Genomic DNA, 22253 nt, shown 5'->3' on the forward strand with positions numbered 1-22253 from the left:
TGGTATGATATTTTTTGTGACTTAGACTGAAACTTTTCAGTTTATAGTCTGATAACGATGTTCCGCTGCACGTGATTTAGTAACAGTTATGCAAGAGCATCTGTGGGAGGAGTTGAAAACGATGCATAAATTAATCGAAGAAATCACTAAAGAACAACTTCGCACTGATCTTCCAGCTTTCCGTCCTGGTGATACTGTACGTGTACACGTAAAAGTTATCGAAGGAACTCGTGAACGTATTCAGGTGTATGAAGGTGTTGTGATTAAGCGTCGTGGTGGTGGCATTAGCGAAACTTTTACAGTACGTAAAGTTTCTTACGGAGTAGGCGTTGAACGTACATTCCCTGTACACACACCAAAAATTGCGAAGCTTGAAGTTATCCGTCGCGGTAAAGTTCGCCGTGCGAAACTTTATTATCTACGTAATCTACGTGGTAAAAAAGCTCGTATTAAAGAAATTCGATAATCGCCTTAAAGAAGGAGCTTGTTCAACAAGCTCCTTTTTCATAGCAAAAGATACTTGGGATTGTAAACTTTTTATAAAAAAGTTGATCATGTTAGGTATATTATTCTTTTTTTTGTAAAATAAACATATTAGGGTATGATGATCATAAACCCAAATTTTCTATTGATGGATGGAGGGGAAAGGATGGCAAAACAAAAAAACGAGCTTTGGGAATGGGTAAAGGCACTAATCATTGCGGTTGTATTAGCTGCAGTCATTCGCTATTTTTTATTTGCTCCAATCGTTGTGGATGGGGAATCTATGATGCCGACACTACAAGATAAAGATCGTATGATTGTGAATAAATTCAGCTATAAAATTGGCGAGCCAAATCGATTTGATATCATTGTTTTTCACGCTCCGGAAAATAAAGACTACATAAAAAGGGTTATCGGTTTACCCGGAGACAGAATTGAATATAAGAATGATACGTTATATATAAATGGGAAGAAATACGATGAGCCCTATTTAGATAAATATAAAAAAGAACTGGTCGATGGACCATTAACAGAACCATTTACACTTGAAGAAATTATTGGACAATCTACTGTCCCAAAAGGGCATTTGTTTGTTATGGGAGATAATCGCAGATACAGTAAGGATAGTCGCCATATAGGGACGATTCCATTGGAAAAAGTCCTTGGTCATACAAGTGTCATTTATTGGCCATTAAAAGATGTCCAAATTGTGAAATAAACATGAGGGAGGTGTCCCTTAAATGACAATTCAATGGTTTCCGGGGCATATGGCAAAAGCAAGAAGACAGGTGACAGAAAAACTGAAGCTTGTTGATATCATTTTTGAATTAGTGGATGCAAGAATTCCGTATTCCTCTCGAAATCCAATGATTGATGAAATCATTCAGCATAAGCCAAGATTAGTGCTCTTAAATAAAGCGGATATGGCAGATAAAGAAAAAACGAAGGAATGGATTCAATTTTTTCACGACAACGGTATAAAAGCATTAGCGATCAATTCTCAGGCTGGAGTAGGGATGAAAGAAATCGTTCAAGCTTCTCAAGAGATTTTAAAGGAAAAGTTTGACCGGTTAAAAGCAAAAGGTGTAAAGCCTAGAGCAATAAGAGCTATGATTGTAGGGATTCCTAATGTTGGGAAATCCACTTTAATTAATCGCCTTGCTAAGAAAAACATTGCGAAAACAGGAAATACACCTGGAGTAACAAAAGCGCAGCAATGGATTAAAGTCGGGAAGGAACTGGAGCTTTTAGATACACCGGGGATTCTATGGCCGAAATTTGAGGATCAAGAGGTAGGCATGAAGTTAGCTGTAACGGGTGCAATCAAGGATACGATTTTAAATCTCCATGATGTCGCGATTTACGCATTGAAATTTCTTGAAAATGAATATCCAGAACGCCTTAAAGATCGTTATAAGCTTGATATAATACCGTCAGATATAATTGAGTTGTTTGATACGATTGGAAGGCTTAGAGGTTGTTTAATGGGCGGAGGAGAAATCGATTACGATAAAGTAACAGAACTTATCATTCGTGAAATCCGTACTGAACAGCTTGGGGCCATTACATTTGAAAACCCTGTGATGATTGAAGAAAAAGAAGCAGAGAAATAAATATCGACAATGAATATACGTATAAAGGCCTTCGTATGAAGGCCTTTATTTTTTCAGAAAAAATCCGATAAAAGGATTAGAGAACGTTAAACATATAGGTGTTTACTAAAAGGAGTTATGATGAAAAAATTAACCATTTCAGAAATTGAAACAAGATTAGATTCTATAATGGACCAAGCGGATCCGTTTATTGTTCAATTAGGGGAAGATGAACGAAAAGGGGTTCAAACCTTACTAGCTAGGTGGAGAAAGAAAAAAGCACAGATTGAAAAGGAAAAAACAAAATTTCTAGAGATGTGTTGTTATGAAAAAAAATATCGAGCACAAGGGTTTGAACGTATTGCAGGGATTGATGAGGTGGGCAGAGGACCACTCGCTGGACCGGTTGTGGCTGCGGCCGTAATATTACCAAAAAATTTTTATCTACCGGGTATTGATGATTCTAAAAAATTGTCCGAATTAAAAAGGGAGGAATATGCTGAGATTATTCAGCAAAAGGCATTGGCTGTTAGTATTGGAATGATTGGTGTTGAGGAAATAGATCAAATAAATATTTTAGAGGCATCCAAAAAAGCCATGCTTGCCGCCATTTCTGACTTATCAATGCCGCCCGATTTCTTATTGGTGGATGCTGTGAAGCTAGCTACCCCATTTCCAAACGAGGCGATTATTAAAGGGGATGCCAAAAGTATTTCGATTGCAGCCGCATCCATTGTTGCAAAGGTAACAAGAGATCGATTGATGCGGCAAATGGATCAAGAGGTGCCGCAATATAGGTTTTCACAAAATATGGGATATGGCACTAAAGAACATTTACAAGCGCTGGAGCAGTACGGGGCAACAAAATATCATCGGAAAAGTTTTTCGCCAGTGAAAAATGTGCTGGAAAGAAAGAGGTAAGAGGGTGTAAATATGAATTCGGCAAATGTTATCCAATCACTGATTAAACAGGATGGAAGCAGTATTAAAAAGGCTATTTCTCTTCAGCCTGGGCAAATTATTCATGGAAAAGTGATAAAGCTTTTTCCTAATCAAACAGCCGAAATTCAAGTAGGTTCCCAAAAGATGGTTGCTCAACTTGAGGTGCCTTTAGCTGCAAATGATCGTTATTGGTTTCAGGTACAGCCTGGAGAAGGGAAAATTCATTTAAAGGTTTTGCTGAATCAAGCATTAGGAGACAATGGAAAAATCCTGAATATCGATGGTTTATTAAAGCAGTTGGGCTTAGCTGCTTCAAAAGAAAATATCGAACTTGTTCAATTTTTTATAAAGGAGCAATTACCATTAACAAAGGAAACATTGAGTACTGCAAATGAATGGTTTCTTCAGCTCGAATCCGATAGGGACGGGTTGGAAGCGTTAAAACAGATGATCACAAGAAATCTACCTCTTTCAAAGAATGTCTTTTACAGTATGCTAGCAGCCGTAAAGGATGATTCGATGAATTCGCTTGTGACAAATCTACAAGATCTTCTCGAAAATGATCAACTTTCATCGGATAGTGCGAAGAAATTATTCGCTACTTTGACAATGCTGCAAAGTCCCATTAGCACGGAAGGTAAAGATAAAGTCGTATCGCAAATGATGATGTCCTTGCTTAGTCCCAATTATGAAAAATCAGAAACTACTATTCAACTATTACAAAAGCTTGGTTGGATATCGATGGATAAGATTAAGGAAAACCAGAATCAAGAAATCATAAAAGATGGTCAGTTGACATCCAACAGGAATAATCAGAGTCAAACTGTTCCATATCAAATCAATCTCACAGAGAAAAATAATGAAAATCAGCATGAATTGATAACAGCTTTTCAGGAAAAGGAAAATATACTGTCAAGGAATTCCCTTCATCAGTCATTGAATGTCCTTGCTGAAACCTTAACAAATATGATAGATAAAAAAGATTACCTCTCGGAGAATATCAAGCCAGTAATACATTCTTTCATTTCAGATGAACATTTATCTGACATGCAGAAGCAAAACATCATGAGAAATGTTATTAATCTTCTCGAACATCTTCAAGATGAAAATACGGGAAATCATGCTTTTCAATCTCTTTTAAAAGCTATAAATGGAATAAAGGACGGCAAGGGATTACATTTGTCCTTTTCAGAAAGAGAAATATTAACGGCAATTAGCACTCTCATTGATCGCGATATCAGTCAATTATCAGAGGGACCTTTTGTCGCGAATAAGCTGAAACAGCTTATTAAGGTAATAGGCTACGATTATGAGCATGATGCAATTCAATTCATGAATAATGGTCAAATATCGAAGGATGCGCAAGATTTCGGAAGTCTTAAGCCATTGCTGATTAAATACCTAAATGAGGATCCGCCGCAAATGGTAAAAGAAGCTGCTGAGCAATTATTAAACAAAATAACAGGAATTCAAACCCTTTCTCAGGAAATGGGTCCCGTTCAGCAATTTGTCGTTCAACTCCCTTTAAGGATTTTAGATCAATCACTGGATATAACGATGCAATGGAGTGGTCGAAAAAACAGTGATGGCAAGATTGATCCGAACTATTGTCGGGTATTATTCTATTTGGATTTAAGTGCCTTAAAGGAAACGATTGTGGATGTGAAAATTCAAAATCGCATTATGAATGTTTCCGTGATAAATGATCACGAGGATATCAAAATAGTTGCCGCTCCATTGATCAACCATTTAAAGGAAAATTTAGCCTCTTTTAATTATCATTTATCTTCTATATCATTTGTCCAAACAAAGAATATGGCGAATCATGTATCAGCCAAGACCTTTGATTCATTATCGAGAATCAAACAATATACTGGAGTAGATATTAGGATATGAAAAAGGAAAACGAACGGAAGGAAGCAATTGCATTAGGATATGATACATCCGAAATGGATACCCCTAGAGTTTTGGCCAAGGGTAAAGGGATTATTGCTGATAATATTATTGCCAAAGCGGAAGAAAGCAATATACCTATCCAAGAGGATCCCTCACTGGTGCAGCTATTAAGTAAGTTAAATATTAATGAAGACATTCCTGAAGAACTTTATCAAGTTGTCGCAGAGTTATTTGCGTTTGTCTATCGCATTGATAAAAAAATTCAGCAATAAGCAGACCGAGATAGCAGGTCTGTTTTTTGCTGATCAGGTTAAAAATGCAACTGTTTTCTCAAAGGTTTTAGCTATTAAATAAAAAATTCGAGAAGTAAGATTTTTCAGTTTGGATTCAAATGTAAGACTCCTACGGAAAAGGCCAACCGCTACCCATGGAAAGTGAATTGGTTCTAGGTGGAGTTTTATTAGCAGCATTCGAAGTGAAAACTGTATGATTAATGAAAAAAAATAAGAAAGATAATACTATTTTAGTAAAATAAAATCATAATAAATATTCTATTAAAATAGTAAAAATAAATAAATGAAAATATAATTATTCCAAATAAATCTAATATTTTATGCATAATGGTAGACAAGGTATGTGTTGTTTTATAAAATGAAAGCGCGGTCTTATTTTTTGAAAAGTTAGATAGAAAAAAATGCACAGTCGACAAAGATACATACATGGAAATGATTGCATAAAAGTTATTCTCTTAAACAATTATTTTTGAGTGTTTCAAGAGACTAGTGCAAGATTAAAGGAGGATGGGTAATGAATATTCATGAGTACCAAGGAAAAGAGATCCTCAGAAAATACGGGGTAACAGTTCCAAATGGGAGAGTTGCATTTACAGTTGAAGAGGCTGTTGAAGCAGCAAAAGAGTTAGGTACAGATGTTTGTGTTGTGAAAGCGCAAATTCATGCAGGGGGACGTGGAAAAGCTGGCGGTGTAAAGGTTGCCAAAAATTTAGATGAAGTTCGTACATATGCGAGTGAAATCTTAGGCAAAACACTTGTAACACACCAAACAGGTCCAGAAGGGAAAGAAGTTAAACGCTTACTTATTGAAGAAGGCTGCGATATTAAGAAAGAATATTATGTTGGCTTAGTTTTAGACCGTGCAACCTCACATGTCGTTTTAATGGCCTCAGAAGAAGGCGGAACAGAAATTGAAGAAGTAGCTGCAAAAACTCCAGAAAAAATATTTAAAGAAGAGATTGATCCAGTTGTTGGATTATTGCCATTCCAAGCAAGAAGAATTGCCTACGCTATTAATATTCCAAAAGAATTAGTGAATCAAGCTGTGAAATTTATGCTTGGCTTATATCAAGCATATATCGAAAAAGATTGTTCCATTGCAGAAATTAATCCATTAGTTGTTACAGGTGATGGAAAAGTTATGGCACTGGATGCAAAATTAAACTTTGACTCAAATGCATTATTCCGTCAAAAGGATGTTGTGGCTTACCGTGATTTAGAAGAAGAGGATCCAAAGGAAATCGAAGCCTCAAAATATGATTTAAGCTATGTTGCTTTAGACGGAAATATCGGGTGCATGGTTAATGGCGCAGGTCTAGCTATGTCAACGATGGATATTATTAAATATTATGGTGGCGACCCGGCTAACTTCCTTGATGTTGGTGGCGGTGCAACAGCAGAAAAGGTAACGGAAGCCTTTAAAATTATCCTTTCTGATCCAAATGTAAAAGGTATTTTCGTTAATATCTTTGGTGGAATTATGAAATGTGACGTCATTGCCGAAGGTGTAGTAGAGGCTGCTAAACAAGTTGGGCTAAGTGTACCATTAGTCGTTCGTTTAGAAGGAACAAATGTTGAGCTTGGTAAGAAGATTCTTGCAGAATCTGATGTATCTATTATCTCTGCTGACTCAATGGCTGATGGTGCCCAAAAAATTGTTTCATTGGTTGGTTAATGAAATTCATTTGAACGGACCTCGGAGAAGGGATATTTTCGTCTGAATTTCGGAAAGGTTTCCTACTAGGCAATGCGGATTAAAGAAAGGAGAAATCGAAGTGAGTGTATTTATTAATAAAGATACCAAGGTGATCGTCCAAGGGATTACTGGAGCAACGGCTAGATTTCATACAAAAGAAATGCTTGATTATGGGACAAAAATCGTCGGAGGAACTTCACCTGGCAAAGGTGGAACTGAAGTGGAAGGGGTTCCTGTATTTAATACGGTATCAGATGCAGTGAAGGAGACAGGTGCCAACGCTTCTGTTATCTATGTTTCAGCACCTTTTGCAGCTGATGCGATTATGGAGGCAGTTGATGCCGAATTAGATTTGGCTATTTGTATAACGGAACATATTCCGGTTTTAGATATGGTTAAGGTTAAGAGATATATGGAAGGAAAGAAAACAAGATTAGTGGGTCCAAACTGTCCAGGTGTCATTAGTGCGGATGAATGTAAAATTGGAATCATGCCTGGTTATATCCACAAAAAGGGCCATGTAGGCGTTGTTTCTCGCTCAGGTACCTTAACCTATGAAGCAGTTCATCAATTAACTCAAGCGGGCATTGGACAAACGACAGCGGTAGGTATTGGCGGGGATCCAGTTAACGGAACAAACTTCATTGATGTATTAAAAGCTTTTAATGAGGATCCAGAAACCTACGCCGTAATCATGATTGGCGAAATTGGTGGTAATGCGGAAGAAGAAGCGGCCCATTGGGTGAAGGCTAATATGACAAAGCCCGTCGTTGGTTTTATTGGTGGTCGTACTGCGCCTCCTGGAAAACGCATGGGTCATGCTGGTGCCATTATTTCAGGTGGAAAAGGAACCGCAGATGAAAAAATAAAAGTCATGAATGAATGCGGAATTGAAGTGGCTAATACCCCTGCTGTTATGGGAGAAACATTGATTAAAGTTCTAAAAGAAAAAGGACTCTATGATCAATGTAAAACACATTAATCAATATGTGCTGAGGGGTTGACAATATTTGTCAGCCTCTCTCCTCATTTCTTCTTTACCTCATCAACCCCGATTTTCATCATTATCAATTTATTAATATAATAATCCATATTTAAAACATATTTGGGAGGAAGAACAATGCATGATTTTAAAAATCGCTTGGCTCATCTTCTTCACTGTCGTGGAGTGGGATGGAAATTGGTCTATCAGTTAATGAAATTAGACCCGGAATTAAAAAGTCTTTATCAAGATTCCACCATTAAATTTTTTGAAAAGTCGGCTCCAGCAAATTACTCCTCGATTATCTCTGATTTGCACTCTCCAACTATTCTCAAACAAATTCTCAAGTATCAAGAAAACCAAATCAACATGATTAGTATAGTTGATCAAGAATATCCTGCCCTTTTAAAAGAGACTTACCAGCCACCGTGGATATTATTTGCCAAAGGCAATATCGAATTATTAAGGAAATCCCCCAAGTTAGCTGTAGTTGGTTCAAGGTATGCGACTGAATATGGGAAAAATGCGATCCGTCATCTATTTCCATCATTAATGAAAAAAGGAATTGTTATTGTAAGTGGTTTAGCAAAAGGAATAGATACGATTGCCCATCAAACGGCTATAAGAAATAATGGGAGCACGATTGCTGTCCTTGCAGGGGGTTTTAACCATGTCTATCCAAAGGAAAATAGAGCATTAGCCTTAGAATTAATGGAAAATCAATTAATCATTTCAGAATATCCGCCTGATATGAAGCCATTAAAATGGCAATTTCCTATGAGAAACCGCATTATAAGCGGTATCAGTTGGGGGACATTTATTATAGAAGCAAAAGGGAAAAGTGGCTCATTAATCACAGCTAATTATGCCTTAAATGAGGGAAGAGAAGTATTTGCCCTTCCTGGGAGCATTTTCAGTCCTTTCTCTATAGGGACAAATGAATTAATACAGCAAGGAGCAAAGGCGGTTAAATGCCCTCAGGATATTTTAGAAGAAATAGTGGAGTAACAGCCAGTTCAGGAGGATGATTTGACTCGAAAAGTGGTCAAAATTCATAAATATTCCATATTTAAATGAAAAAATTTTTAGAAATTAAAAGGAATTTTCATAAATGGGTTGAAATTATTTTTAAACTGGTATACATTTTGCTTCATAAGTTTGAATAATTTGGTTGTAAATTGCTATTAATCAAAAGAGATGTTTGAAATCGCTTAATTTTTCTCGAATTTCTCCGTCAACAAGATAAAAAGGTGCTCGTTAAGTTTGACAAGGGCAAACTTTTGATTAATAATAATCAATATTTTAAAGGGGAAACTACTCAAAAATTTTATGATGAAATCATGTCTTATCCTGAATCATATTTTCAGGTCTATTATAATGGAGTGAACATTAGTGATATTTGATTGCTATATTATCCCTCTCAAGGAGGATTTTTGATGTCAGAGTTTTTAGTAATCGTGGAGTCTCCGGCAAAGGCGAAAACGATTGAACGCTATTTAGGAAAAAAATATAAAGTGAAAGCTTCTATGGGCCATGTCCGTGATTTGCCGAAAAGCCAAATGGGTGTAGATGTTGAAAATCATTTTGAACCAAAGTATATAACGATTCGGGGAAAAGGTCCGATATTAAAAGATTTAAAATCCGCAGCAAAAAAAGCAAAGAAAATATATCTTGCAGCTGACCCAGATAGAGAAGGGGAAGCCATTGCCTGGCATTTGGCCCATACATTGGATATGGATATTCATTCAGATTGTCGGGTTGTCTTTAATGAAATTACAAAGGATGCCATTAAAGAATCGTTTAAAAACCCCCGACCAATTAATACTGATTTAGTTGATGCACAGCAGGCACGCAGGGTTTTGGACAGACTGGTAGGCTATAATATCAGCCCTTTGTTATGGAAAAAAGTGAAAAAGGGATTAAGTGCAGGTCGAGTTCAATCCGTTGCGGTTCGTCTAATCATCGATCGTGAGAAAGAAATTAAGGAATTTATTCCAGAAGAATATTGGACAGTTGAGGGTCAATTTTTAAAGGGAACGAACCAATTTGAAGCCTTTTTCTATGGAATAAATAACAAGAAAATGGAATTGCCATCTGAAGAAGATGTGAAGGCGTTATTAGCGAAAATTAAAGGGAATACTTTCCAAGTTATGAATGTAACCAAGAAGGAAAGAAAACGGAATCCGGCAGCTCCATTTACAACGTCATCCATACAGCAGGAAGCAGCACGAAAATTGAATTTCCGTGCCAAGAAAACGATGATGATTGCTCAGCAACTATATGAGGGCGTTGATATCGGGAAAGAAGGTACTGTCGGTTTGATTACCTATATGAGAACTGACTCAACTAGAATTTCTGAAACAGCCCAAGGAGAAGCAGCTTCTTATATTAATCAACATTATGGTATGGAGTATTCTCAAGTTGAAAAAAGGAAAGAAAAGAAAATTGCGAATGCTCAAGATGCCCATGAGGCAGTTCGTCCAACAAGTCCTTTAAGGGAACCTAATTCAGTTAAAGCGTTCTTGTCACGTGATCAATTTCGATTATATAAATTAATCTGGGACCGCTTTATCGCAAGTCAAATGGCCCCTGCGGTGATGGATACCATGAGCGTAGATATGCAAAATGGGGACGTTACTTTCCGCGCTAATGGATCGAAAATAAAGTTTCCAGGATTTATGAAAGTATATGTGGAAGGTACAGATGATCAAACTGAAGAAAAAGATCGAATGCTTCCAAATCTTGAAAAAGGAGACGAAGTGTTCATCAAGGATATTGAGCCGAGCCAGCATTTTACCCAACCGCCTCCGCGTTATACGGAAGCTAGATTGGTTAAAGAACTTGAAGAATTAGGAATCGGAAGACCTTCAACCTATGCTCCAACCCTTGATACCATCCAAAAAAGAGGTTATGTTGCTCTTGATAATAAACGATTTATTCCGACGGAGCTAGGTGAGATTATCACAGAATTAATGATGGAATTCTTTCCTGAAGTCCTCGATGTTGAATTTACGGCTAAAATGGAAAAAGGTTTAGACAATGTCGAAGATGGAAAAGAAAAATGGGTGAATATCATTGACGATTTCTACAAGGGTTTTGAAAAACATTTGAAAATTGCAGAGCAAGAAATGCAAAAGGTCGAAATCAGGGATGAGCCAGCTGGCGAGGACTGTGAATTATGTGGAAGTCCGATGGTGTTTAAAATGGGCAGATATGGTAAATTTATGGCATGCAGTAATTTCCCGGATTGCCGCAATACAAAGGCCATTGTGAAGGAAATTGGGGTTACCTGTCCGAAATGTAATGAAGGACAGATTATCGAAAGAAAGAGCAAGAAAAGGAGAATTTTCTATGGCTGTAATCGATTCCCCGAATGTGATTTTCTTTCTTGGGATAAACCACTACCGCGAAACTGTCCAAAGTGCGATGGTCTTCTCGTGGAAAAGAAATTGAAAAAAGGCGTACAAGTACAGTGTGTGAACTGTGATTATAAAGAGAATCAACAATCATAAAAGAGTGAGCAGGAGCTCACTCTTTCTCTTGGAAAAAAAGAAAAAGTACGTTATAATCATATCCTGCTTGAATTTATCCCACTCTTAACGGACATTTTGACTCCCACTTCAAGATTCTGAGAATACGAAGAAGATAAGTGGGAGATCTACTGTCCGTAAAGGTTCGACGAGGGATTAAGGTCCTAGTCAGGCGAAAGCCACAGGACGTGGCGTCCCTTGAGCGTGATAAGTGAAATAAGATTTTTCTTTGGGCTTCAGCCCTTAGAAAAATCAATCAGGCTTTGCGTGACTAACCATCAGTGGGGGATGAATGACAGACTAAAAGCGCGACGTCAACACATAAGTCTGCACACATCACGTCCTGTGCGTCGAAAACCCCCACTGATGGAAGTTTCACTTTATGTGATTTTCAAAGCTTTTTACGATTTTCTCGTATGAATTAATGTAAGTACAACTGCTCAAGTGGGAAGACTGAATATATAACAGCTGTTTCCTGGTGAAATGTACATATGCTTTCGGAGGTTAAATGACTATGTCCAATAAACAAATTAATGTTATCGGTGCTGGATTGGCTGGAAGTGAAGCGGCCTTTCAAATTGCAAAAAGAGGAATTCATGTCAATTTATTTGAAATGAGACCGGTAAAACAAACACCGGCACACCATACAGATAAATTTGCAGAACTAGTTTGCAGTAATTCCCTTCGAGCCAATACCTTAACCAATGCGGTCGGAGTCTTAAAAGAAGAAATGAGGATGCTTGATTCCGTCATTATTCAATCTGCAGATGCTTGTGCGGTTCCGGCGGGAGGTGCCCTTGCGGTTGATCGCCATGAATTTTCTCAGTTGGTAACAGATAAGGTAAAGAATCATCCTAATGTAACAGTCATCACAGAGGAGGTAACGGAGATTCCTGATCTTCCAACAGTCATTGCGACAGGTCCTTTAACTTCTGAAGCTTTATCAAAAAGTTTAAAGGATATCATGGACGAGGAATATTTATATTTTTATGATGCGGCCGCTCCGATTATTGAAAAGGATAGCATCAATCTGGATAAGGTATATTTGAAATCCCGTTATGATAAGGGTGAAGCCGCGTATTTAAATTGTCCCATGACTGAGGAAGAGTTTAATCGTTTTTATGATGCCCTTATTTCGGCTGAAACCGTGGAGTTAAAGGAATTCGAGAAAGAAGTTTATTTTGAAGGATGTATGCCGGTTGAGGTTATGGCAACTAGGGGGAAAAAGACGCTTCTTTTTGGTCCGATGAAGCCAGTGGGACTAGAAAACCCTAGAACCGGAAAAAGACCTTTTGCTGTCGTTCAGTTAAGACAAGATGATGCAGCAGGAACATTATATAATATTGTCGGTTTTCAAACTCATTTGAAATGGGGACCACAAAAAGAAGTCTTACGCTTAATTCCAGGGTTGGAGAATGCAGAAATTGTTCGTTATGGCGTGATGCACCGCAATACATTTATCAATTCTCCTAAAGTGCTAAATGCAACTTATCAATTTAGAAATCGACCTGACTTATTTTTTGCTGGGCAAATGACAGGGGTTGAAGGTTATGTGGAATCTGCTGCGAGTGGATTGATTGCAGGAATTAATGCGTCTCGTCTAGTTAATGGAGAGAGCACTGTGGAATTTCCGGCTGAAACAGCAATTGGAAGTATGGCGAGATATATTACGACAGCAAATCCAAAAAGCTTCCAACCTATGAATGCTAACTTCGGATTGTTTCCAGAATTACCAGTGAAAATTAAAGGAAAAAAAGAAAGAAATGAGCAGCACGCAAAAAGAGCATTAGAAACAATTCAGAAATTTGTGAAAAGTTTGTAAACTTTCTTGCATGGGCTATGAAAGTATGCTAATATTTAGTAGCCCTTGTGAGGTGTTTATATAATGGAAGAAAATCCACATCAATTTCTAAAGCTTTTCATGGAATATATGCAAATTGAAAAAAACTATTCTCCATATACCGTTGAATATTATAAGAAGGATATTGAAGAATTTTTTTTGTTCATGATTGAACAATCGATCAAAACATTATATGATATTCAATATTCAGACGTCCGATTATATCTTACTACACTTTATGAAAAAAAACTCTCCAGAAAATCAATTTCTAGAAAAATTTCAAGTTTGAGAAGTTTTTATAAGTTTTTAGTAAGAGAAAAATATTTATTGGAGAATCCATTTGCGTTAGCCTCCGTTCCAAAACAAGAAAAACGACTTCCACAGTTTTTCTATGAAGAGGAGATGGATGAGCTTTTTAAAGCATGTAATGAACAAACTCCATTAGGTCAGAGAAACAGGGCGCTTCTTGAATTATTATATGCTACAGGAATTCGCGTAAGTGAATGCTGTGGATTAACGATGGATGATATTGATATGTATTTATCCACTATACTCGTTCATGGGAAAGGTCAAAAAGATCGTTATGTCCCATTTGGCCATTTTGCTCATGATGCATTAGAACAATACATACAATATGGACGTAGGGAGATTTTGAAAGATAAAAATGATCACAGATTTTTATTTGTCAATTTTCGAGGTGGTCCCATTACGGCAAGAGGGATAAGGACAGTCCTAAATAGCATTATTGAAAAGTCTTCCTTATCTGCTAATATTCATCCGCATATGCTCAGACATTCATTTGCAACTCATCTGTTAAATAACGGGGCTGATATGAGAACGGTTCAAGAACTATTAGGACACGCGTTTTTGACTTCTACGCAGGTTTATACCCATGTGACAAATGAACATCTAAGAAAAACATACATGAATCACCATCCCAGAGCATAGGAGGAGATATGAAATGTCAGATTTTCATGCTACAACGATATTTGCTATTCAACATAATGGGAAATGCGCAATGGCTGGCGATGGTCAGGTGACATTTGGAAATGCCGTTGTGATGAAGCACACAGCGAGAAAAGTCAGAAAGTTGTTTAATGGAAGAGTATTAGCTGGATTTGCAGGCTCTGTAGCGGATGCTTTTACTTTATTTGAAATGTTTGAAGGCAGGCTTGAAGAATTTAATGGAAATCTCCAAAGAGCTGCAGTCGAATTGGCGAAAGAATGGCGCAGTGACAAAGTGCTCCGAAAGCTAGAAGCAATGCTCATCGTCATGAATGAAACAGATTTATTGCTCATTTCAGGCACAGGAGAAGTCATTGAACCGGATGATGGAATATTAGCGATCGGTTCAGGTGGAAATTATGCATTAGCTGCTGGAAGGGCTTTAAAAAGATTCTCAAGTGAACAATTGTCAGCGAGTGACATAGCAAAAGCGGCACTTGAGATTGCTGCAGAAATATGTGTATATACTAATCATCAAATAATCGTGGAAGAATTATAGGGGAGGTACTTTGTGATGAGTAAAGAAACAAACTTGACACCCCGTCAAATTGTAGAACGTCTTGATCAGTATATTATCGGCCAGAAGGAAGCCAAAAAAGCAGTTGCTGTTGCCCTACGAAATCGATTTCGTAGAAGTTTACTTCCTGAAAAGCTACGTGATGAAATCATTCCCAAAAATATTTTAATGATTGGACCAACTGGAGTTGGAAAAACAGAAATCGCCCGCAGAATTGCAAGAATTGTCAGGGCTCCATTCATTAAAGTGGAAGCCACGAAGTTTACTGAGGTTGGCTATGTCGGTCGCGACGTAGAATCAATGGTTAGGGACTTAGTTGAAACCGCTGTCCGCCTTGTTAAAGAAGAAAAAATGCAAAAGTTTAAAGGCATCGCTGAAAAGAGTGCGAATAAGCGACTTTTGGATTTACTCGTTCCTTCAAATAAAAAATCATCAGGCTATAAAAATCCATTAGAAATGCTGTTTGGTGGAAATAATTCTGATGATAATCAGGAAAATGAGCCAGCAGAAGATGTTCAAATGCAAGAAAAACGAAAAGTAATTCAAGAGAAATTAGCTAATGGCGAATTAGAAGATGAGATTGTTACCGTAGAAGTTGAGGAACAACCTCCATCCATGTTTGATATGCTTCAAGGCTCTGGTATGGAGCAAATGGGAATGAGTATGCAGGATGCGCTAAGTGGGTTAATGCCTAAGAAGAAGAAGAAAAGAAAATTAACCGTTCGTGAAGCAAGGGTCATACTAATTAATGAAGAAGCATCAAAATTAATCGATATGGATGAAGTGACACAGGACGCCATTTACCGGGCAGAGCAAACTGGAATTATTTTTATTGATGAAATTGACAAAATTGCCAGTAAAAGTGCTGGAGGTTCATCAGCAGATGTTTCCAGAGAGGGAGTTCAAAGGGATATTCTTCCAGTTGTCGAAGGATCAACGATTGTCACCAAATATGGATCGGTTAAAACCGACCATGTCCTTTTCATTGCTGCTGGTGCCTTTCATATTGCTAAACCATCAGACTTAATTCCAGAATTGCAAGGGAGATTTCCTATTCGGGTGGAACTAACTAAATTAACTGTTGATGATTTTTACAAAATATTAGTTGAACCGGATAATGCATTGATTAAACAATATCAAGCATTATTGGAAACAGAAGGTATACAAATTGAATTTTCTGACGATGCTATTCGTAGGATTGCAGAGGTAGCTTTTGAAGTGAATCAAAATACGGATAATATTGGTGCTAGAAGATTACATACCATTCTTGAAAAACTATTAGAGGATTTATCCTTTGAAGCACCGGATATTGCAATGGAAAAGATTACGATTACTCCTCAATATGTCGAAGAAAAACTTGGGGCTATTTCTAAAAATAAAGATTTAAGTCAATTTATTTTATAATCCCTATATGTTATATTCTGATAATAAAGGAGTAAAAGATGCGAGTGCGTACTTAATTAAGAATAGAGAGAAACAATCACGTTTGTTTGGAAGGGTTTAAAGATAAAACTCCTTTATAAGGAAAAGTTTATAGAAAAAGATATTGTAAAATTGAACCAATTATTATTATTAAGACGTTTTGGAAAATTAGGAGGAAGAATCAATGGATTTATTAACAAAAACGAGAAAAATTAATGCATTATTACAAAAGACTGCAGGGAAACAAGTTAATTTTAAAGAAATGGCAGAAACATTAAGTGATGTTATTGAAGCAAATATTTTCGTCGTGAGTAGAAGAGGGAAATTATTAGGTTTTGCTATCAATCAGCAAATTGAAAATGAGCGTATGAAAAAAATGCTAGAGGATCGTCAATTTCCTGAAGAGTATACCAACAGTCTCTTTAATATAAATGAAACATCTCCAAACCTTGATGTTGACAGTGATTATACTGCTTTTCCTGTCGAAAATAAGGAATTATTCAAATCAGGATTAACAACGATCGTTCCTATCATCGGTGGGGGCGAAAGACTTGGAACATTAATTCTTGCAAGACTTAATGAGAAATTCCATGATGATGATTTAATCTTGGGGGAATACGGGGCAACGGTTGTAGGTATGGAAATTCTGCGAGAGAAAGCGGAAGAAATTGAAGGAGAAGCACGCAGTAAAGCTGTGGTTCAAATGGCGATTAGCTCATTATCTTACAGTGAACTAGAAGCAATTGAACATATTTTCGAAGAACTTAATGGAAATGAAGGATTATTAGTTGCTTCAAAAATTGCAGATCGCGTTGGAATAACACGTTCTGTGATTGTAAATGCGCTTCGTAAATTAGAAAGTGCTGGTGTCATTGAATCTCGTTCATTAGGTATGAAGGGGACCTATATTAAAGTTCTTAATGACAAGTTTTTAGTTGAATTAGAAAAATTAAAAACCAATTAAGCTTATATATAGATAGATGCATTCGGAGATTAGAGTTGGAGTGAAACTAACTCTAATCTTTTTTTGCTCTTTTTCTTAAATGTCATTGTTTTGTTCTAAATCATAAGGCATGCTGAGAGAGGTTAATACAAAATCTGTTCGAAAAAACAACGATCTTAACGAAAACAGCACATTTTTTAGAAAACTCACCGATATATATTTAATTTATTAAAGATCGGATAAATAGGAATATAGGAGAAACGATGTAAAATTGTGGGGATCAATAGTGGAATCAACTAGAAATACATAATTTTATGCCTAAAATAGGTAATTTTTATTAGGAAATAAGACTTTTATTACATAGACATCTGAATTAATTTTCATTACAATAAACATTAGATAACATTTGCCGTCATTTTTCAGCAAAATCCAGCAAAATAAGTATTATTTCAAATTAGTCGTATAGTGAGGTGGCATTCTTGAAATTATTTTCTAATACATTCACAACGCTTGAAAATGCCTTGAATTATTCATCTTTGAAGCAGAAAGTGATTTCGCAAAATATTGCGAATGTTGACACTCCAAATTACAAAGCAAAGGATGTTAGTTTTCAGGCTGTTTTTCAATCGGCTTTAGATGGTTCGATGTCTGCTCATCGGACAAATAGTAAACATATTGAATTTGCACAAACTTCCACTACAAATCCAATCGTTAATCAAAAAAATGTCTCGTATAACGATAACGGAAATAGTGTGGATATGGATAAAGAAATGGCTGATCTTGCTACCAATCAAATTTATTACAATGCCATGATTGACCAAATGAATGGGAAATTCTCATCTCTACAGAATGTCATTCGAGGTGGTAAATAAAAATGTCGATATTTAATAGTATTAATACATCTGCTTCGGCATTAACTGCTCAAAGACTTAGAATGGATGTAATATCCTCTAATATGGCAAATGTTGATACAACAAGAGCTAAGCAGCTTAATAATGGAGAATGGGAACCGTATCGTCGGAAATCTGTTGTTCTCCAAGCAAAGGAAGGCAATTTTTCTTCCTTTTTAAATGCTGCTGCAAATAATCAAAGTGAAGTAGGTACTGGCGTCAAGGTGAAATCAATTGAAGAAGATACCGAAACCCCTTTTAAAGAGGTTTATGACCCAGAGCATCCAGATGCTGATGAAAATGGCTATGTAGAATTACCTAATGTCGATCCATTAAGAGAAATGGTCGATTTAATAAGCGCCACAAGATCCTATGAAGCAAACGTTACAGCGTTGAATGCTTCAAAAGGAATGTTAATGAAAGCACTCGAAATCGGAAAATAGAAGGTGGTATTTCTAAATGAATCCAATTACTTTTCCAACAACAACTAAGATTTTATCTAACCAAGAGATAACTAATAAGCCTTCATCTACACCATTCGAAGCACAAAAGAGTTTTGCGTCCGTCTTAAAAGAATCTATTAATCAAGTAAATGAAGCTCAGGTTACTTCAGATAAACTAACGGAAAAACTCGCTTCCGGACAAGATGTAGATCTGCACGAAGTGATGATTGCAGGCCAAAAAGCAAATATTACTTTGCAGGCAACAATTGAAATTAGAAATAAAGCAATTGAAGCTTACCAAGAAATGATGCGAATGCAAGTTTAATATATACATATCATTTTTATTTGGTTATTAGATGCTGTCAATTAGACACAATAACCGGGGGTTCATAAATGGCAGGTACTATTAAAAAATATTTAATTAATATAAAAGAATATTGGACAAGCCGATCAAAAAAACAAAAATTCTTTTTCATCGGTTCTTTCTTTTTTTTGATAGCAATAATTGCAGTTGTCGCTTTTTTAACAACGAGAACGACTTTAGTTCCTTTATATAGTAATTTAACTCCATCTGAAACAGGAACCATTAAAGAAAATCTTGATGGACAGGGGATTAAATCTGAAATAACCGATGGCGGAACGACGATCAATGTACCTGAAGAACAGGTGGATAATCTAAAGGTAGAACTTGCTGCTGAAGGTATTCCAAAATCAGGCAGCATTGATTATTCCTTTTTTAGTCAAAAAGCCGGCATTGGCATGACAGAAAATGAATTTAATGTCGTCAAACTTGAAGCAATGCAAACTGAATTATCCAATCTAATTAAAGGAATAGATGGCGTTAACGATGCGAAAGTAATGATCAATCTTCCTGAAAAAGGCGTTTTTGTTAACGATGGAAAAGAAGAGGCTTCTGCCTCAATTGTTCTAAATACGAAACCGGGTTATCAATTTCAAGATAATCAAATCCAGGCCTTATATCGTTTGGTTTCTAAAAGTGTTCCGAATTTACCTACTGATAATATCGTCATCACCAATCAATATTTTGAGTACTTTGATCTGAAAAATAGTGAAAACTCTTCAGGCTCCACTTTTGAAGCTCAAAATGATATTAAAAAGCAAATTGAAAGAGATATTCAAAGACAGGTTCAAAGCATGCTTGGAACATTAATAGGTCAAGACAAAGTGGTAGCGAATGTTACAGCTGATATAGACTTTACACAAGAAAAACGTGAAGAACATTTAGTAACCCCACCTGATAAGCAAAATATGAAGGGGATTGCAGAAAGTGCCCAAAAGATTACTGAAACCTATACGGGTAACGGAAGTAATGCTGCCGGGACTCCACAGGCAGAAGATCCTGCTGATTCACTCGGCTCTAGCTATGTAGCTGGAAGTGATTCAAATGGAAATTATGAAAAGGTTCAAGATACAGTTAATTATGGTGTGAACAAAATTCGCAGAGACATTGTGGAAAGTCCATATAAAATCAGAGATTTAGGCATCCAAGTAATGGTTGAACCACCGGTGGCAAAAGATCCTACCTCACTTCCACAGGCACGGGTCGATGATATTACGAAGATGTTGGGCACGATTGTTCGTACAACCATAGATGGAACACAACCTGAGTTAACAAATCAGGATTTAGCACAGAAAATAGTCGTTTCTGTTCAACCATTTAAAGGGAAAACAACTACCGCTACAAATTCAACGAAATCAGTTATACCATGGTGGATTTACGTGATCGGTGGAGTACTTCTTGCTGTTATTGGTCTATTGATCTTCTTATTTATTCGTGCACGTAAAAAGCATGAGGAATATGATGAAGAACTATTCATGGATGAAGTGGCCTCCACTATTTCGGTTCCAGATGTAAACGATGAAAAGGAAACAGAAGAAACGCTAAAACGAAAACAACTGGAGAAAATGGCGAAAGAAAAACCAGAGGAATTTGCTAAGCTATTGAGAACTTGGATTACTGAAGACTAGGGGGAGTGAAATTGGCAAAGAAAGATCATAAGGATTTAACAGGAAAACAAAAGGCTGCCATTCTTCTTATTTCTCTTGGTCCTGATGTGTCTGCATCCGTTTATAAGCATTTAAGTGAAGAGGAAATTGAAAAATTAACACTTGAAATATCTAGCGTGAAAAAAGTAGATTCTCATGCAAAAGAAGACGTATTAGAAGAATTTCATAATATTGCTTTAGCACAGGACTATATTACTCAAGGTGGTATTGGCTATGCAAAAACGGTATTAGAAAAAGCGTTAGGCAGTGAGCAGGCCGCTGTTATTATCAATCGTTTAACTTCTTCCTTGCAGGTAAGACCATTTGATTTTGCAAGAAAAGCGGATCCTGCTCAAATATTAAATTTTATTCAAAATGAACATCCACAAACGATTGCTTTAATTTTATCTTACTTGGATGCTTCACAGGCAGGACAAATTCTTTCAGAGCTTCCACAAGAGATGCAGGCCGACATTGCGAGGAGAATTGCAGTGATGGACAGTACTTCTCCTGAAATTATCAATGAGGTGGAACAAATCCTTGAAAGAAAGCTTTCATCAACTGTGACACAGGATTACACGCAAACAGGCGGTGTGGAAGCAGTTGTAGAAGTGTTAAATGGTGTGGATCGTTCTACTGAAAGAACGATTCTTGATGCTCTGGAAATTCAAGACCCTGAACTTGCTGAAGAGATCAAGAAACGCATGTTTGTCTTTGAGGATATTGTTACATTGGATAACCGTGCAATCCAAAGAATTATTAGAGATTGTGAAAATGAGGATCTGATGCTATCGCTTAAAGTATCTAGTGATGAGGTTAAAGAAATTGTCTTTAAAAATATGTCGACACGTATGGCAGATACATTTAAGGAAGAAATGGAATATATGGGACCTGTCCGCTTACGTGATGTGGAAGAAGCACAGTCTAGAATCGTTGCGATTATTAGACGTTTAGAAGACGCAGGTGAGATTGTGGTAGCTCGTGGCGGAGGAGATGATATCATTGTCTAGATTGATCAAATCAGGATGGACTCCACCAAATGCTGAAGGGAAAAAAATTATATCTATTAAAATGCTGGATCATTTTTTTCAGGAAGATCATGAGGTTTCGTCATTTCACAGCGAAATCGAGTATCAACGAATAATGGAACAGGCAAATCTTGAAGCGGAAACCTTGATCCAAAAGACAAATCTTGAAGCGGAAGCAATCTTGAATCAAGTCAATCAAGAAAAACAATCTTGGGAACAGGAAAAGCAAATTCTTACCAATCAAGCTCAAGAACAGGGTTTTAATAGTGGACTTGAACAGGGGAGAATAGAAGCTCATAACGAGTATCTTGAACAACTCCACCTTGCCAAAAGCGTTGTTGATTCTTCTAAGGAAGATTATCTAAATAAGATAGAATCCTCAGAAAGAACGATATTGGATTTGGGAATCAAGGTTGCTGAGAAAATTCTTGGCTTAAGGCTTGGTACACGTCCAGAAGATTTTATTTCCATCGTGCGACTGGCAATTAAAGAGGCAAGAGATTATCGGGAAGTCCAAATTCATGTAAACCCGATTCACTATGATTTATTGTTAAGTCAAAAAGAAGATTTAATTAGTATTTTTCCGAAAGAAACAGATTTGTATCTATATCCTGACGATGATTTGCCAAAGGATAGCTGTATCATTGAATCTGCCAATGGCCGGATCGATGCCAGTATTGATAGCCAATTAGAAGAAATAAAGCATAAACTAATCGAGCTTTTGGAGAGTGAGGATTCTTGAAG

The 22253-nt window shown here is 36.8% G+C and carries 21 protein-coding genes; all 21 read left to right on the plus strand.

Annotated features, from left to right (window positions below; translation table 11 throughout):
• The first annotated feature begins 121 nt into the window (after positions 1–121).
• The 21 genes from rplS (at position 122) to fliH (ending at position 22251) form a co-directional block, all read left to right on the plus strand.
• Positions 122–466, plus strand: a complete 345-nt coding sequence (gene rplS, locus ACE38V_RS07285) for a 50S ribosomal protein L19 (protein WP_375840555.1) — start codon at positions 122–124, stop codon at positions 464–466.
• Positions 467–649: 183 nt separating this feature from the next.
• Positions 650–1201, plus strand: coding sequence for a signal peptidase I (gene lepB / locus ACE38V_RS07290; protein WP_375840556.1), 552 nt, complete (start codon positions 650–652; stop codon positions 1199–1201).
• Positions 1202–1223: 22 nt separating this feature from the next.
• Positions 1224–2096 carry a ribosome biogenesis GTPase YlqF gene (gene ylqF / locus ACE38V_RS07295; RefSeq protein WP_375840557.1) on the plus strand — a complete coding sequence of 291 codons (873 nt, stop codon included), beginning with the start codon at positions 1224–1226 and terminating at the stop codon, positions 2094–2096.
• Positions 2097–2216: 120 nt separating this feature from the next.
• Positions 2217–2996, plus strand: coding sequence for a ribonuclease HII (locus tag ACE38V_RS07300; protein ID WP_375840558.1), 780 nt, complete (start codon positions 2217–2219; stop codon positions 2994–2996).
• 12 nt (positions 2997–3008) lie between these two features.
• Positions 3009–4913, plus strand: coding sequence for a hypothetical protein (locus tag ACE38V_RS07305; protein WP_375840559.1), 1905 nt, complete (start codon positions 3009–3011; stop codon positions 4911–4913).
• A complete protein-coding gene (locus ACE38V_RS07310) occupies positions 4910–5185 on the plus strand; it encodes an EscU/YscU/HrcU family type III secretion system export apparatus switch protein (RefSeq protein ID WP_375840560.1) in 276 nt (91 codons plus the stop codon). The genes ACE38V_RS07305 and ACE38V_RS07310 overlap by 4 nt, the downstream gene beginning before the upstream one ends.
• 535 nt (positions 5186–5720) lie before the next feature.
• Positions 5721–6881, plus strand: coding sequence for an ADP-forming succinate--CoA ligase subunit beta (gene sucC, locus ACE38V_RS07315; protein WP_375840561.1), 1161 nt, complete (start codon positions 5721–5723; stop codon positions 6879–6881).
• A 100-nt stretch (positions 6882–6981) separates the two neighbouring features.
• Positions 6982–7884: a succinate--CoA ligase subunit alpha gene (gene sucD, locus ACE38V_RS07320; RefSeq protein WP_375840562.1), complete on the plus strand. Its 903-nt coding sequence runs from the start codon at positions 6982–6984 to the stop codon at positions 7882–7884.
• Positions 7885–8022: 138 nt separating this feature from the next.
• Positions 8023–8892 carry a DNA-processing protein DprA gene (gene dprA / locus ACE38V_RS07325; protein ID WP_375840563.1) on the plus strand — a complete coding sequence of 290 codons (870 nt, stop codon included), beginning with the start codon at positions 8023–8025 and terminating at the stop codon, positions 8890–8892.
• Between the two features lie 428 nt (positions 8893–9320).
• Positions 9321–11396, plus strand: a complete 2076-nt coding sequence (gene topA, locus ACE38V_RS07330; RefSeq protein ID WP_375840564.1) for a type I DNA topoisomerase — start codon at positions 9321–9323, stop codon at positions 11394–11396.
• A 532-nt stretch (positions 11397–11928) separates the two neighbouring features.
• The gene (gene trmFO, locus ACE38V_RS07335) at positions 11929–13236 is read left to right on the plus strand and encodes an FADH(2)-oxidizing methylenetetrahydrofolate--tRNA-(uracil(54)-C(5))-methyltransferase TrmFO (protein WP_375840565.1); all 1308 of its coding nucleotides are present in this window, start codon (positions 11929–11931) and stop codon (positions 13234–13236) included.
• A 63-nt stretch (positions 13237–13299) separates the two neighbouring features.
• On the plus strand, positions 13300–14202 hold the full coding sequence (gene xerC / locus ACE38V_RS07340) for a tyrosine recombinase XerC (protein ID WP_375840566.1): 903 nt from the start codon (positions 13300–13302) through the stop codon (positions 14200–14202).
• A gap of 13 nt (positions 14203–14215) precedes the next feature.
• Positions 14216–14758 (plus strand): ATP-dependent protease subunit HslV, encoded by a 543-nt coding sequence (gene hslV, locus ACE38V_RS07345; RefSeq protein WP_375840567.1) that lies wholly within the window; start codon positions 14216–14218, stop codon positions 14756–14758.
• 15 nt (positions 14759–14773) lie between these two features.
• Positions 14774–16180 carry an ATP-dependent protease ATPase subunit HslU gene (hslU, locus tag ACE38V_RS07350; protein ID WP_375840568.1) on the plus strand — a complete coding sequence of 469 codons (1407 nt, stop codon included), beginning with the start codon at positions 14774–14776 and terminating at the stop codon, positions 16178–16180.
• Positions 16181–16382: 202 nt separating this feature from the next.
• Entirely contained in the window at positions 16383–17162 is a 780-nt protein-coding gene (codY, locus tag ACE38V_RS07355) for a GTP-sensing pleiotropic transcriptional regulator CodY (protein WP_375840569.1), read from the plus strand.
• A gap of 458 nt (positions 17163–17620) precedes the next feature.
• Entirely contained in the window at positions 17621–18013 is a 393-nt protein-coding gene (flgB, locus tag ACE38V_RS07360; RefSeq protein ID WP_375840570.1) for a flagellar basal body rod protein FlgB, read from the plus strand.
• 2 nt (positions 18014–18015) lie between these two features.
• On the plus strand, positions 18016–18474 hold the full coding sequence (gene flgC, locus ACE38V_RS07365; RefSeq protein WP_375840571.1) for a flagellar basal body rod protein FlgC: 459 nt from the start codon (positions 18016–18018) through the stop codon (positions 18472–18474).
• A gap of 16 nt (positions 18475–18490) precedes the next feature.
• Positions 18491–18799 (plus strand): flagellar hook-basal body complex protein FliE, encoded by a 309-nt coding sequence (gene fliE / locus ACE38V_RS07370; RefSeq protein ID WP_375840572.1) that lies wholly within the window; start codon positions 18491–18493, stop codon positions 18797–18799.
• Positions 18800–18867: 68 nt separating this feature from the next.
• Entirely contained in the window at positions 18868–20463 is a 1596-nt protein-coding gene (gene fliF, locus ACE38V_RS07375) for a flagellar basal-body MS-ring/collar protein FliF (protein ID WP_375840573.1), read from the plus strand.
• An 11-nt stretch (positions 20464–20474) separates the two neighbouring features.
• Positions 20475–21491 (plus strand): flagellar motor switch protein FliG, encoded by a 1017-nt coding sequence (fliG, locus tag ACE38V_RS07380; RefSeq protein WP_375840574.1) that lies wholly within the window; start codon positions 20475–20477, stop codon positions 21489–21491.
• Positions 21484–22251, plus strand: a complete 768-nt coding sequence (gene fliH / locus ACE38V_RS07385; RefSeq protein WP_375840575.1) for a flagellar assembly protein FliH — start codon at positions 21484–21486, stop codon at positions 22249–22251. Before fliG ends, fliH begins: the two co-directional genes overlap by 8 nt.
• Positions 22252–22253: the final 2 nt, after the last annotated feature.

Source organism: Cytobacillus sp. Hz8, from assembly GCF_042263505.1.
In the GTDB taxonomy this organism is placed as follows: Bacteria; Bacillota; Bacilli; order Bacillales; family Cytobacillaceae; genus Bacillus_BE.